Annotated in this window: 11 protein-coding genes and 1 pseudogene; 4 read left to right on the forward strand and 8 right to left on the reverse strand. The window is 68.8% G+C overall.

What is annotated here, in order from left to right; translation table 11 throughout:
• Positions 1-82: 82 nt before the first annotated feature.
• On the forward strand, positions 83-682 hold the full coding sequence (locus HOQ08_RS08965) for an SCO family protein (RefSeq protein ID WP_291193452.1): 600 nt from the start codon (positions 83-85) through the stop codon (positions 680-682).
• Positions 683-684: 2 nt separating this feature from the next.
• Positions 685-1,125, forward strand: coding sequence for a copper chaperone PCu(A)C (locus tag HOQ08_RS08970; protein ID WP_291193454.1), 441 nt, complete (start codon positions 685-687; stop codon positions 1,123-1,125).
• A gap of 21 nt (positions 1,126-1,146) precedes the next feature.
• Here the strand turns inward: HOQ08_RS08970 and HOQ08_RS08975 are convergent, their stop codons facing one another.
• From HOQ08_RS08975 to HOQ08_RS09010, 8 genes are all read right to left on the reverse strand, one after another.
• Positions 1,147-2,007: a cytochrome c oxidase assembly protein gene (locus HOQ08_RS08975; RefSeq protein WP_291193456.1), complete on the reverse strand. Its 861-nt coding sequence runs from the start codon at positions 2,005-2,007 to the stop codon at positions 1,147-1,149.
• A 146-nt stretch (positions 2,008-2,153) separates the two neighbouring features.
• Positions 2,154-4,016 carry a Gldg family protein gene (locus tag HOQ08_RS08980; RefSeq protein WP_291193458.1) on the reverse strand — a complete coding sequence of 621 codons (1,863 nt, stop codon included), beginning with the start codon at positions 4,014-4,016 and terminating at the stop codon, positions 2,154-2,156.
• Between the two features lie 2 nt (positions 4,017-4,018).
• A complete protein-coding gene (locus tag HOQ08_RS08985) occupies positions 4,019-4,753 on the reverse strand; it encodes an ABC transporter permease subunit (RefSeq protein ID WP_291193460.1) in 735 nt (244 codons plus the stop codon).
• On the reverse strand, positions 4,750-5,676 hold the full coding sequence (locus HOQ08_RS08990) for an ABC transporter ATP-binding protein (RefSeq protein WP_291193462.1): 927 nt from the start codon (positions 5,674-5,676) through the stop codon (positions 4,750-4,752). The genes HOQ08_RS08985 and HOQ08_RS08990 overlap by 4 nt, the downstream gene beginning before the upstream one ends.
• 191 nt (positions 5,677-5,867) lie before the next feature.
• Positions 5,868-8,390 (reverse strand): TonB-dependent receptor, encoded by a 2,523-nt coding sequence (locus HOQ08_RS08995; protein ID WP_291193464.1) that lies wholly within the window; start codon positions 8,388-8,390, stop codon positions 5,868-5,870.
• A gap of 246 nt (positions 8,391-8,636) precedes the next feature.
• Entirely contained in the window at positions 8,637-10,022 is a 1,386-nt protein-coding gene (locus HOQ08_RS09000) for a polyketide cyclase (protein WP_291193466.1), read from the reverse strand.
• 208 nt (positions 10,023-10,230) lie between these two features.
• A complete protein-coding gene (locus tag HOQ08_RS09005) occupies positions 10,231-10,872 on the reverse strand; it encodes a response regulator transcription factor (protein ID WP_291193468.1) in 642 nt (213 codons plus the stop codon).
• A 100-nt stretch (positions 10,873-10,972) separates the two neighbouring features.
• The gene (locus HOQ08_RS09010; protein WP_291193470.1) at positions 10,973-12,202 is read right to left on the reverse strand and encodes a sensor histidine kinase; all 1,230 of its coding nucleotides are present in this window, start codon (positions 12,200-12,202) and stop codon (positions 10,973-10,975) included.
• 194 nt (positions 12,203-12,396) lie between these two features.
• Here HOQ08_RS09010 and HOQ08_RS09015 point away from each other — a divergent pair, with 194 nt between their 5' ends.
• Both HOQ08_RS09015 and minC read left to right on the forward strand, forming a co-directional pair.
• Positions 12,397-13,017: a GNAT family N-acetyltransferase gene (locus HOQ08_RS09015; protein ID WP_291193472.1), complete on the forward strand. Its 621-nt coding sequence runs from the start codon at positions 12,397-12,399 to the stop codon at positions 13,015-13,017.
• Positions 13,014-13,375, forward strand: a pseudogene (gene minC, locus HOQ08_RS09020) (septum site-determining protein MinC); the annotation flags it as partial. The gene HOQ08_RS09015 and the pseudogene minC, both read left to right, overlap by 4 nt.

Below are 13,375 nucleotides of genomic sequence, written 5' to 3' on the forward strand. Positions count from 1 at the left end.
GGTTGTCGCATAAGCACCTCGTAGGCGACGTCCGCACCGCCTCGTGGCGTATGCTGGCGCGATGCATTGCCCGGATTCTTGCATGAAGCCTTCGCGCCTGGCCCGCCTCCTGCTGCTCGGGGTCGTCCTGCTGCTGGCCGCCTGCCACCGCGAAGACGCGCTGCCCTGGCGCCTGACCAACGTCAGCGGCCACATGCCCGACCTCAAGTTCCAGCTCACCGACGATGCGGGCAAGCCCGCGACCGCCGACCACTACCGCGGCAAGGACGTGCTGCTGTACTTCGGCTACACGCACTGCCCCGACGTCTGCCCGCTGACGCTGGCGCACCTGCACGCGGCGCTGCAGCGCGTCGGTCCCTCGGCCGACGGCGCGCGCATCCTGTTCGTCAGCGTCGACCCGGCGCGCGACACGCCGGCGATCATGCACGCCTACGTCAACGCTTTCGACCAGCGGGCGGTCGGCCTGACCGGCACGCCGCGCGCGATCGAGGCGCTGAGCAAACGCTACCGCTCGGCGTTCACCCGCGAACCGGACAAGGGCGATGGCCAGTACGAGGTGAGCCACAGCTCGGCGATCTACCTGTTCGACCGCCAGGGCCGCGCGCGCCTGCTCGCCACGCCCGCCACCTCGCAGGACGACCTCGTCCACGATCTTTATCTCCTGCTCCAGACCGGGAACTGACCATGCGCCTGCGCGTCCTGACCCTGCTGCTCGCCGGCCTGCTCTGCACCGGCGCCGCACGCGCCACCGAAGCCGGGCACGTGCATGCGACCGGCGCCTGGATCCGCGTGCTGCCCGGCGCCCTGCCCGCCGGCGGCTACGTGACCCTGCGCAACGATGGCGACCGGCCGGCCATGCTCACGGGTGCGAGCAGCCCCGCCTACGGCAGCGTGATGCTGCACCAGAGTTCCACCGACACCGGCATGGGCCGCATGCGCATGGTCGACCGGCTGGAAGTACCCGCGCACGGCCAGGTCGCGCTCTCGCCCGGCGGCTACCACCTCATGCTGATGGACGCGACCAGGCCGGTGCAGCCCGGCCAGACCGTGCAGGTCAGCCTGCGGTTCGCCGATGGCAGCACGCTGGCCGCCGGCTTCCTCGCCAAGCCCGCCAACGCGCTCTGACCGGCACCGCTCCGATCCGTCCTAAGCGTTGCGCACGATCGGACGCTGCTGCACGCGGTGCTCGCGCCGGATGCGCCCGCGCCGCGACAGCGCCAGCCACTGGCGCAGGGCGAACAACGCGCCAATCGATTCGATGATCGCCGCCGGCACCCACATGATCACGCCGCCGACCAGTTGCCCGGTCAGCACGTTGAAGGTGAATGCGCGGCCGCAGATCTCGAAGATCGGATAGAGGTCGGTCTTGGAGAACGTCACGATCGCGCCGGCCAGGATCTGCGGCGTCATGGTGATCGCCGGGGACAGCACGCGCAGGCCCGGCGTCATCCGCCCCGGCGGGCGCGGCCGGTGGTCCAGCACCAGCGCCCAGTAGACGAAGCCGCTGCCGAGCATGGTCCAGTTCATGAAGCGGTAGATGCGCCAGTCCAGCATCGCCAGCGTCTGCATCGACGGCACCAGCCAGACCAGGATGAACGCGACGAACAGGAACGTCGCCACCGCGGGGTTGCCGAACACTCCGCCCAGCGCCCGCCAGGGCCACGACCTCGCCGCCGGGCGCAGCACGCGCGCGCGCCACTTGAGCGGCAGGCCCGCGCGCAGCGCCGCGCCGGGGTACGAGGCCATGATCAGCAAGGGCGCCAGGTGATGGAGCAGCACCTGCTGGATGCGGTGCATGAAGAACTCGTGCTCCGCGTAGTAGTCCAGGTAGGTGTGCAGCGAAAGGTAGATGATCGCCATGCCGATCCAGAACGCCAGCCGCCGCCCGCCGCCCACGGCGAGTTCGCGCGAGCCGCGCCAGTACAGCACCGCGGCCAGCAGGAAGCTCGCGAGGAATACCCACGAGAACTCCCACGGCACGATCCATTTCAGCAGCAGCGCCATCATCCGCCCGCGCGATCACCAGCCTGCAAGGATAGACCCCGCGGCGCGACACCGGAGCGCTTGCGGCAGATTGCCACTCTGATAGCGCCTGGAAGAAGAGCCCCCTCTCCCGCGGCCCCACCGGGGAGAGGGGAGGCTTTGGCCTCGAGTCAACGTCGCGACCGGCTCTGGCGAACGCGGCGCCAACCGTAGAGCAGGCCGATCAGGGTGACCAGCGCCGGCACCAGCACGATGTTGATGACCTTCAGGCGCAGGCCCAGCGCGTCGATCTCCGCGTTGAGCTGATGCTGCACGTCGCGCAGTTCTTTGTTGATCGCCAGGCGGCGTTGCTGGAACTGTTCGATCTCGCTCTTCTGCTGCGCGCTGGTGGCATTCGGCCGCCCGCCCTTGGCCGGCTGCAGTTCGTCGAGCCGCTGGCGGGTTTCGGCCAGTTCGCGCTCCAGCTCCTGTTTCTTCAGCAGGAACTTCTGGTCGGCGGCCGCCTGCAGCGCACGCACGCGGGTGAACGGCCGCTGCGAGGCCGAACGGCCGCGGATGGACAGCAATGCGGAGGAGCCGCTCAGGTTGTCGACCAGGTTGGTGACGAAGTCGCCATTGTTGGCGAACACCGAAAGCATCGGCTGACCCAGGAAGCTCTGCGTCTCCACCCACAGGCGGTCGCTGAGCAAATCGGTGTCGGCCACCAGCACCACCTCGGCGTCGGCGCTGGACTGCGCCAGGTGGCCGGGCGTGCCGGCACGCTGCGGGAAGGCGCTGCGCAGCGTGCCGCGCAGGCGCGCGGCGATCACGTAGTGCTGGTTGTCCGGCCGGTAGCCCTGCAGCAGCGTGGTCGGATCGCTGGCCGCTTCCAGCACGCGCTGCGCGGGCACCTTCTCGGCTTCGGCGCTGCTCTGGATCAACGGCAGCAGGCGGTTCTGCGTGTCGGGCAACAGGTCGAAGCTGCCGGCGGTGGAAACATTGATCCGCTGCAGGCTCGCAGTGACGACGTCGTTGTGGTTGAGCTCCTGCGGACCCAGGCCGAGCATCGCCGGATGGTTGAGGCTGCTGCCCGCCAGTTCGATCTGCAGCGCGCGCGAGCGGTCGAGCACGACCGACCTGGGATCGAAGGCCACGCCCCACGCCGCGAACAGGCGCGGCAGGTTGGAGTTGTGGTCGTCGGTGAGGCCGTTGCTGTCCACGTAGGGCGTGGTGTCCAGCTCGGCATCGGGATCGACGAATACCACCAGGTGGCCGCCGCGCAGCACGTACTGGTCCAGCGCATACACCGCCGCATCCGGCAGCCGCTTGGGATGCACCAGCAGCAGCACCTGGATGTCCGCGCCCACGCGGGTGAGGCTGCCCGCATCGAGCGTCCTGACGTCGAACAGCTGCTCCAGCTGCTGCACCACCGCCCACGGCGCCGCGCCGATCGCCGGATTGCCCGCCAGCGGCAGCGGGCTGAGCAGGCCGATGTGCGGTTTGCTGGGCTGGTCCAGTTCGTAGAGCAGCTTGGCGATGTCGTACTCGAGGAAGGTCTCGCGCGCCGGATCGAAGAACGGGATCGACAGGCTGCGCTCCTCGCCCTCGACGGGCGGCATGGTGCCGCCGACCAGTCCGAAGAACACCCGCTCGCCGTTGCTGCCGCCGTTGATCGGCGTCAGCCCGCCGCCTTCGGCACTGGCCTCGTCGTCGGAATACGGTACCGGGTCGATCACCTGCAGGCGGATGCGCCCGCGCGAGCGAGCCACCATCTCCTGCAGCATCTCGCGCACGCGCTGCTCGTAGCTGCGCAGTTGCGGCAGGTCGCGGGTGGCGTGGTCGGAAAAGTACAGCGTGAGCTTCAGCGGCCGGTGCAGGCCGTCGATGATGTGCTGGGTGCCGGCCGTGAGCGTGTAGAGATGGTCGGCGGTCAGGTCGATGCGCGCGGCACGCAGCCAGCGGCTGCTGGCCAGGGTGACGCCGATGAAGGCCAGGGTCAGCGCGACCAGCGCGGCGACCAGTACGGTGCGGCGGCCGATGTGCGGGCGGCGCATGTTCAGCGTGCCCGCTTCAGGTCGAGCACCAGCACGCCGGCAGTGAGCCAGGCGAGGATGGTGAACAGGAAATACACCAGGTCGCGCACGTCCAGCACGCCGCGGGCGATTGCTTCGAAGTGGCGCAGGATCGACAGGTGCGCCACGCCGTTGACCAGCTTGCGCGGCAGCGCCCCCTGGAAGAAATCGAGCACCTGCGGCTGGCCGACCAGGATCAGCAGCACGCATACCAGTGCGGTGAGGATGAAGGCCACCACCTGGCTGCGGGTCAGGGTCGAGAGGCAGGCGCCGACCGCCAGGAACGCGCCGGCCATCAGCCAGCTGCCCAGGTAGCTGGCGAAGATCACCCCGTTGTCCGGATCGCCGAGGTAGTTGACCGTGATCCAGATCGGAAAGGTCAGCGCCAACGCCAGCCCGAGGAACAGCCAGGCGGCGAGGAACTTGCCCAGCATCGCCTGCACCAGCGTCACCGGCAGGGTCAGCAGCAGCTCCAGCGTGCCGCTCTTGGCCTCCTCCGCCCACATGCGCATGGACAGCGCCGGGGCGAGGATCAGGTACAGCCACGGATGCATCACGAAGAACGGCTGCAGGTCGGCCAGCCCGCGCTCGTAGAAATCGCCGGCGTAGAAGGTGAGCAACCCGGCCAGCACCAGGAAGATCACCAGGAACACGTAGGCCACCGGCGTGACGAAGTAGCTGCGCAGCTCGCGGCGCATGATGGCGGGGATGGGGCTCATGCCGTTTCTCCCGTCGTGATCTGCCTGAACACCTCGTCCAGCCGCCCGCGCTCGAGCTGGATCTCCGACACCTCCAGGCCCTGCTGGCGCAGCAGGTCTTCCACCGGTTCGAGCACGCGTGCGCCCGGCTTGGGGAACACGGTGATGCGCCCGTCCAGCGGATCGACCTCGATCGCCGCCACCTGCGGCAGGCGGCCGAGCATCTCCTGCGACACGCCGCTGCCCGGCGCGCTGAAGGACACGGCACCGTGGTAGCGCGAGCGCGCCTCCAGTTCCGCCGGCGTGGCGTCGGCCAGCAACCTGCCGCGGGCGATGATCACCACGCGGTTGCACAGTGCGTGCACCTCCTCCAGCAGGTGCGTGGAGATCAGGATGGTGCGCTCGCGCGCCATCGAGTCGATCAGCTGGCGCACGGCGTGCTTCTGGTTAGGATCCAGGCCGTCGGTGGGCTCGTCCAGCATCAGCACCGGCGGATCGTGCAGGATCGCCTGGGCCAGGCCGACGCGGCGGCGCAGGCCTTTCGACAACGTGTCGATGCACTGCTCCAGCACTTCTTCCAGTTGCAGATGGGTGACCACCTCCTCGAAGCGCCGGCGCCCGGTTTCGGCCCGCAGCGCACGCACCCTCAGGATGAAGGTGAGGAACTCGCGCACGGTCATCTCGCCGTAGCTGGGCGCGCCCTCGGGCAGGTAGCCCAGCGCGCGCTTGGCCTTGAGCGGTTCGCGCTGCACGTCGTGCCCGCATACCCGCGCCGTGCCGGAGGTCGGCGCGAGGAAGCCGGCGATCATGCGCATGGCGGTGGACTTGCCCGCGCCATTGGGGCCGAGCAGTCCCAGCACCTGCCCCGGCTCGGCGCGCAGCGACAGCGCATCAACCGCCATGAGGCGGCCGTAGCAGCGGGTGAGTCGGTCGGCTTCGATCATGCGGTGCGGGAGACTGCGACTGGCCCGCCACTCTAGCGCACCCGTGAGAGATCGCGGCAGCGATGCGCCCATCCGCCCCTTCGGGCGCCTTGCCCACAAGGCGCGGAAGGATCACGCGGCGGAACATCGCCCGTCGAGTCCTTCCCCCCGCACGCGGGGGGAAGGTGCCGAGGGCGGATCGCGGGGCCCGCCTAGAACTGCAGGTCCAGCCGCGCGTAATAGAACCCGCCGTTCATGCCGAACGGCATCGTCTCCCAGCCGTAGGTGAAGCCCAGCTGCGGGAACGGGGCGCCGGTCTGCGGATCCCATTTGTCCGGATAGGTATCGAACACGTTGTCCGCGCCCACCGTGAGCTTGACGCCTTCCGAGAAGCGATACCCCAGCGCGACGTCGGCCAGCCACTTGCCGCTCCAGGTCTGCTTGATGCCGGGCGTGAAGCCCTGGCCGCTGACCGGACCGAAATAGTTGCCGCGCAAGGTGAAGTCCCACGCGCCGGTGCGGTACACGCCCTGCAGGATGTGGTGGGCGCGCGGCTGGCCTTCCTCGATCAGCGTGACCTGGGTGTCGTCGAACAGCTTCTGTGGCGGCAGGATGGCCGATTGCGACTTGCGCCCGGTCACCTTGGTGCGGTTGTAGCTGAGCAGCGCGGTGAGGTCGAGGCTGCTGCCGCCGTCGAAGGCGTAGCCCTTCTGCGCAACCACGTCGGCGCCTTCGGTGCGGGTGTCGATGGCGTTGGTGAAGAACAGCACCTGGCCGACGCCCAGCGGGTCGAGGATCGCGCGGATCGGGCAGTTGCCGTTGCCCGGCGCGCAGGGCTGGCCGTCGGTGCCCACCGACTCCGGCACGATGTTGCTGGAGAAGATGATGCGGTCTTTGATGTCGATGCGGTACACGTCCGCAGTGAGCGTGAAGTCCCCCGCCGACTTGTACACGATGCCCAGCGTGCCGCTGCGCGAGGTCTCCTGCTTGAGCGGCTGGATGCCGAAGGCGCGGGTGACCGGGCTGTCCTGCCGCGCAGTCAGCGTATCGACCAGCACGCCCCTGGGATCGAGATTGGTCGAGCGCTGGCTGTAGAACATCTGCTGCACGCCCGGCGCGCGGAAGCCGGTGGCCAGCGTGCCGCGCACGGCGAAGCTGTCGGTGGCGTCGAAGCGGGCCGAGAGCTTGCCGGTGGTGGTACTGCCGAAGTCGGAGTACTTCTCGTAGCGTGCCGCCGCGCCGAGCAGCCAGCGCTCGGTGAACTGCGACTCGGCATCCAGGTAGAACGCCCAGTTGTGGCGGCCGTCGTTCACCGCCTCGGTGGGCGAAAAGCCGGGGAAGCCCTGCATACCCGGCTGCGCGATGGCGCCGGTCTGGCCGAAGATCGGAATGCTGCGGTTGTTGCTGCGGCCGTAAGTGTAGGACACCGGGTCGCCCGGGGTGATCGCGTAATCGTCCTTGCGCCACTCCACGCCGGTGGCGAGGTCCAGCGGGTTGGCGCCCACGCCCCAGGCGACCGGACCGCGGAAGTCCAGGTTGAAGGTGGTCTCGGTGAGCTTGAGCTTGCCGGTGTCGGCCTCGGTTGGCGACTGCGCGTAGATGCCGCCGCCGGGCGCCGGCTCGTACCACCAGCTCACGTTGACCGAGTGGGCTTCGTGGAAGCCGAACAGGCTGCGCCCGCGGTTGAGCGACACGTCCATGTCCCAGTCGCCCAGCGGCCGCCGGAAGCCCACCGCCAGCGAGGCGTCCTTCACCGTGGTGACGATGTTGGGCAGGAAGCCGTCCGGATAGAGCGCCGGCACCGTGCGGTTGTCGCCGGCCGGACGGAAGAAGCCGTAGGAGCTGCCGTCGCGCTTGGACACGCCGCCGAACCAGTACAGCTCGCCGCCGCCCATCGGCAGGCCGCCGTTGAGCCAGAAGTAGGCGTCCTTGGCGTCGGCATCGCCCAGGCGCTGGGTGACGCGCGGCGGATTCACGCGCAGGGTATCGGGACCGGCGCGGTTGGTGGCGTCGCGCTTGCGCCACTCGAGGGTGAGGTCGAGATAGCCGTCGCCGCCGAGCTTGAGCCCGGTGTTGACGCCGCCATGGCGCACCAGGCCGTCGCCCTTGTAGGTCTGGCCGCTGTCGAGCGACAGGTTGGTGTGGCCGGTCTGCTTCTTCAGCACGATGTTGATGACGCCGGAGATCGCATCCGAGCCGTATTGCGCCGCAGCGCCGTCGCGCAGCACCTCGATGTGGTCGATCGCCGAGATCGGGATGGCGTTGATGTCGGTACCGGCCGAGCCGCGGCCGACGGTCTGCTGCACGTTCACCAGCGCCTGCTGGTGGCGGCGCTTGCCGTTGACCAGCACCAGCACCTGGTCCGGCCCCAGCCCGCGCAGCGTGGCCGGGCGGATGATGTCGGTGCCGTCGCTGACGAAGGTGCGCGAGAAATTGAAGCTGGGCTCGAGCATCTGCAGCGCCTGGCCGACCTCGACCACGCCGGCGTCCTGCAACTGCTCGGCGCTGATCACGTCCACCGGCGCCACCGATTCGGCCGCGGTGCGGTCCTTGGCGCGCGAACCGATCACCTGCACGCTTTCCAGCCTGGTGATTTTCTGCTTGCCGGCGTCGGCCGGCGCAGACTGCTGGGCCCATGCCGGCAGGCCCAGCCCCAGTGCGAGGATTGCCGTGCCCGTACGCGATGCAATGAATACTGCGCGGCCCTGGCGGGCCACGTGATGGCGATGCGACATGCGTTACTCCCTCCCCAATGCCGCCGCAAGGCGACGGCTGCCTCCCCCTGCGCGCCGCAGGCTACCATGCAGAATGCCGGGCCGCCCGTGTCCTGCAATACAACTTGAAAAGTTGACGCACCGCCGCACGGCGGCCACGCAGCGCCCTTCCCGCCCGTCTCGAGTTCGCCTTCGCGGCGGAAACGGACGCAAAAAAAATCCTGCCCGCGCAAGGCGGGCAGGATCGAGGTTTGCGGTGTAGCGGACTTAGTGGCCTGCGCTGGCAGCCTCGGCCGGAGCGGCGCTCGAAGCGGCGGCGGCGGGTGCCGACGAGGAGGCGGCCGGCGCCGCTTCCAGGGTCGGCTGCGGGATGCCGGCGGCCTGCTCCGGGGTCTGCTCCGGCACGTCGTTACCCAGCAGCGGCAGGTAGACGTCGTACTTGGCGTAGGTGGTGACGTTGCCGCCGTTGTCCTTCACCTCCGGCTGCACTTCGATGTCGTACAGGCGGTTGGTCACCTCGTCGAACTTGTAGCCGTGGGTCTGCGCGTAGGCCTTGAGCATCTCGCGGGTCTGCGGCACGCCGGCGGCGGTGCCGTTCCACACGCCCACCAGCGACGGTTCGCCGAAGGCCAGCGTGGCACGCACGTTGTTGTCCACCACCAGGCGGCCGAAGCGGTCGTGGTCGCCCGGAGCGGGGCCGGCGGCCGGCTTGGCGCTGCTGCTGGCACCTGCAGGCGCGCTGGAGGAAGCGGCTGGCTCTTCCTCGCCGAGCTTGGGCGCCTGCGGCGGGGTCAGCTGCTGGCTCTGGCCGGCGACGGTCAGGCTGGTGGCGTCGATCGGCAGCGCGACGTCGAAGGTGTAGGCCTGGTCGCCGTAGTTGGTGGTGAAGATGATGCGCGGGCCGACCACGTTCACGCCCAGCTTCTTGGCGGCGTCCTGGATCTGCTTGACCGCGGTGGCGGTGGCGTCGTCCAGCGCGGCGAGGCCGCCGTTGCGCTGGATCTGGGTCGAGACCAGCAGCACCGGCGTGGGCTTGGTCTGCTGGATGTACGGGATCAGCTTGCCGTAGTCGATGTTCGGCACCGCCGCCAGCACGTTCTGCAGGTTGCCCAGGCTGGACTGGATGAACGAGTCCGGATCGCCGTGGATGTACAGGTTGGAATAGCGGTTGATCAGGTTGAAGCCGTAGGCCACGTCATACGACCAGGTCACCTTGGTCAGCTGGTGGCGGCTGCCCTGGCGCTCCAGGTCCAGCGTGAAGTGCTTGTCCTGGCCACGCCAGCCGTTGTCCAGGTTCCAGATGATCCTGGCGCTGTTGACGGTCTCGTCGACCTTGAAGAACTCGGGCTCCGCGCTGGCGATGGTCAGCTTGCCCTCGCCGATGCTGGCGTTGTCGCTGTTCCAGCTCAGTTCGGCACCCGGGCCGTAGGACTTGCCGGAAAGCTTCAACTGGATCTTCGGGTCTTCCTGGCGCAGCGAGGAGTAGTCCTCGAAGCGGCGGAAGTTGTCGAGGGTGTCGTAGACCTGGCGCATGTCCTTGCCGAAGACCAGCGACCGTTCCACATGGCCGCTGCCGGGCATGATCACGCCTACCACGACACCGAGCACGGCGACGATGATCAGGGCCACAATGAATTCAAGAACACGCATCATTACCTGGGTTCTCCGAGCGTTTTCCGCGCAGCGCTAAAGGTTCCCGTCGGATTCCGCGCCACGGGGTCGAGCCCCGGAGGAAGGCACGGGCGAGGGTCGGCGAATGCCGAAGCTCCGGATGGTACTTGCTCGCGGGCTGGAACGCCATCGGCCAGGCAGGCGCCTGCCTGGCCGTCCCCCGCACGGGCCGGCTGGCCCGCTCCCGCCGTCAGACGATGCCCAGCTCCAGCGCCTTGAGCACGGCCCGGGTGCGGTCGCGCACGCCCAGCTTGGAGAGGATGTTGGAGACGTGGTTCTTGACCGTCCCCTCGGCCACCTTCAGGGAGTTGGCGATCTCCTTGTTGGAGTAGCCGCCCGAGAGCAGGCGCAGGATCTCGGTTTCACGCTCGGTGAGCGGGTCGGGCTGCTCCAGGCTGGTGAACTGGTTCTGCATGCGGCCCACGCCGGCCAGCAGGCGCTGCGTGACCATCGGCGCCACGAGCGAACCGCCGGCAGCGACCGTGCGCACCGCCTCCACCAGTTGCTCCAGCGAGACGTCCTTGAGCAGATAGCCGCGCGCGCCGGCCTTCAGGCCCTGCAGCACCAGCTGGTCGTCGTCGAAGGTGGTCAGGATGATCGTCGGCGGCAGCTCGCCGCGCGCGGACAGCGCCTGCAGCACTTCCAGCCCGCTCATGTTGGGCATGCGCAGGTCCAGCAGCACCACGTCGGGCTTGATCCGCGGGATCTCGGCCACCGCCTGCGCGCCGTCGGCGCACTCGGCCACCACGCGGATGTCCTCGGCCAGGTCGAGCAGTGAGCGGACGCCCTGGCGCACCAGGTTCTGGTCATCGACGAGACAGACGGAAATCATCGCGGTTCCTCAGCAAGCGGTGATGGGGTGCGGTTCGCGCGGGGGAGCGTCGCGGCCGGTTGCTGCCGGCCATTCTGGCATGCCGAACGCCCGGCTGCCGTCATGACATGCTCAGCGCCGGCGGCTCCAGCCGCGAGGGCGAATGGGCCAGTTCCAGCGCCTCGCCCAGCGGCAGGCGCACGGTCAAGGCAAAGCCCTCGCTGACGGCGGTATCCACCGCCACGCTGCCGCCGAACTCGGCCAGCCGCTCGCGCATGCCGGACAGCCCGTTGCCCGGCTTGAAATGCGCTGCGCCGCGGCCGTCGTCGCGCGCATGCAGGCCGATCTGGTTGGCATCGGCATAGGCGAAGGTCAGCCACAGTTGCCGCGCGCCGGCGTGCCTTGCGCAGTTGGTGATGATCTCCTGCGCGCAGCGCAACAGCACCTGCGCGCGGCGCGGGTCCTCCAGGCTGAAGCGCGGCGGCAGATCCACGTGCACGCTCAGCCCCGGCACGCCCTCGATCAGGCTGCGCAGGGCCTGGGTCAGGTCGATGGCGTCGTCCTGGCGCAGCTCGCTGACCGCCTCGCGCACGTCCGACAGCAGGTGCCGCGCGGTGGCCTGCGCCTTGCGCACGTGCTCGGCCGACGCCTCGTTGGCCAGGTGGCTGGCCACTTCGAGGTTGAGGCTCAGCGCGGTGAGATGATGGCCGATCAGATCGTGCAGCTCGCGCGCGATGCGCATGCGTTCGGCGATGCGGGTCGATTCGGCCAGCAGCGCACGCGTGGCGCGCAGTTCGGAATTGAGCCGGCGTTGCGCCTCGCGCGCCTCGGTCTGCTGGCTCGCCACCATCGAAGTGAAAAAAGCCAGCGCCGAAATGCCCAGGTACATGCATACCTGCAGGAATGCGGTCACGATGGTCCAGCCCATGTAGCTGGCGATGATCGGTATCAGCATCAGGTTCTGCGCGAGCATCCAGACCAGCCCGGCGACCACCGGCAACTGCCAGGGCAGAACCACGGCGATGACCAGCATCAACATCGCCGACAGGCCGCTCTGGCTGAACCAGCCCATCGCCACCGCCGAGCCCGTCAGCACTACCAGCCCGAACAGCTTGAGCGCCTGCGCACGGCCGCTCTGGCGGCTCATGCCGGAGCGGCCGGTCAGCAGCAGGTAGGTCAAGCCGAAGATCAGGTAGGAAAGTATCCAGCCGGAAATGTTGGGATTGCTCCACCACGCATTGACCTGCGCCAGGCTCCAGCTGCCGGGCAGCAAAGGCAGCGCAACGCACAGGTAGGTGAACAACCCGGTCAAGCGCAGCAGCCGGATGTGGTTGAAATTGGTCCAGGACATGTCCGGCATCATAGGCCCCCGCCGCCGCCGTGCAATGCGCGGGAAGTCACCCTGCCGGAAGCCATGCAGGCTCGCGTTTTACATGGGTTTTACAGCTGCGCGCGGGGTGTGCGTGCGGCCCCCGCATGCCATAATGCGCACTTGCGGGCCGTCCTGACGGCCACTCATTGGTTATCTGATCTGCGGAGCAACGAATGGCCCTAGCCATCCGCGACGTGCGCGAGCACGATCTGGATGCCGTGCTGGCGCTCAACAACGCCGCCGGCCGCTCCATCCTCGCCCTGGACGCCGCGCAGCTGCGCTATTTCTACGAGCGGGCCGAATACTTCCGCGTCGCCGAGATCGACGGCCACCTGGCCGGCTTCCTCATCGCCCTGCGCAACGGCGGCAACTACGACAGCCCCAACTACCGCTGGTTCGCCCAGCACTACGAGTCGTTCGTCTACATCGACCGCATCGTGATCGCCAACGCCTACCGCCGCCACGGCCTGGGCAAGGTGTTCTACTGCGACGTCACCAGCTACGCCGAGGTGCGCGTGCCGCTGCTCACCTGCGAGGTATTCCTGGAGCCGCGCGACGACGTGGCCGTGCTGTTCCACGGCACCTATGGCTTCCAGGAAGTGGGCCAGCAGCGCATGGGCGAACGCGGCCCGCAGGTCAGCCTGCTGGCCAAGGACCTGCCCAGCTACGCCTTCGTGCGCGAGACCTGGCTGGAGCACGGCGGCCTGCCCGACGTGCCCTGGCTGGCCGAGCGCGAGCTTCCCGTTTCCCTGCAATCCCAACCGCGCCGCCTCGCCGGAGAGCGGCGCCCGTGACCGTAAAGATGGATACGACTGAAGCTTGCGACCTGCGCTTCGGCCAGGTCGGCATCGCCTGCGTGCGCGTGCGCCGCGTCGACGCCGCCGCACTCTGCGAAGAACTGGAGCGCCGCGTGCGCTCGGCTCCGCAGCTGTTCTCCCGCGCCGCCGTGGTGCTGGACCTGTCGCACCTGCCGGGCCTGCCCGACGACGGCGCTGTCGACGCGCTGCTCGAAGCCGTGCGCAGCGCCGGCATGCTGCCGGTGGGCCTGGCCTACGGCACCAGCGCCACCGAGGCGCTGGCCCAGCGCATGGGCCTGCCGCTGATCGCCAAGTTCCGCGCCGCCTACGAGCCGGCCGACGGCGGCAGCATCGC

The sequence above is a fragment of the Frateuria sp. genome, assembly GCF_013362045.1.
Taxonomy (GTDB): domain Bacteria; phylum Pseudomonadota; class Gammaproteobacteria; order Xanthomonadales; family Rhodanobacteraceae; genus Frateuria_A.

Coding starts and splice junctions, on each gene's coding strand:
- HOQ08_RS08965 (WP_291193452.1), top strand. CDS start 83: ATGAAGCCTTCGCGCCTGGCCCGCCTCCTGCTGCTCGGGGTCGTCCTG.
- HOQ08_RS08970 (WP_291193454.1), top strand. CDS start 685: ATGCGCCTGCGCGTCCTGACCCTGCTGCTCGCCGGCCTGCTCTGCACC.
- HOQ08_RS08975 (WP_291193456.1), bottom strand. CDS start 2,007: ATGATGGCGCTGCTGCTGAAATGGATCGTGCCGTGGGAGTTCTCGTGG.
- HOQ08_RS08980 (WP_291193458.1), bottom strand. CDS start 4,016: ATGCGCCGCCCGCACATCGGCCGCCGCACCGTACTGGTCGCCGCGCTG.
- HOQ08_RS08985 (WP_291193460.1), bottom strand. CDS start 4,753: ATGAGCCCCATCCCCGCCATCATGCGCCGCGAGCTGCGCAGCTACTTC.
- HOQ08_RS08990 (WP_291193462.1), bottom strand. CDS start 5,676: ATGATCGAAGCCGACCGACTCACCCGCTGCTACGGCCGCCTCATGGCG.
- HOQ08_RS08995 (WP_291193464.1), bottom strand. CDS start 8,390: ATGTCGCATCGCCATCACGTGGCCCGCCAGGGCCGCGCAGTATTCATT.
- HOQ08_RS09000 (WP_291193466.1), bottom strand. CDS start 10,022: ATGATGCGTGTTCTTGAATTCATTGTGGCCCTGATCATCGTCGCCGTG.
- HOQ08_RS09005 (WP_291193468.1), bottom strand. CDS start 10,872: ATGATTTCCGTCTGTCTCGTCGATGACCAGAACCTGGTGCGCCAGGGC.
- HOQ08_RS09010 (WP_291193470.1), bottom strand. CDS start 12,202: ATGTCCTGGACCAATTTCAACCACATCCGGCTGCTGCGCTTGACCGGG.
- HOQ08_RS09015 (WP_291193472.1), top strand. CDS start 12,397: ATGGCCCTAGCCATCCGCGACGTGCGCGAGCACGATCTGGATGCCGTG.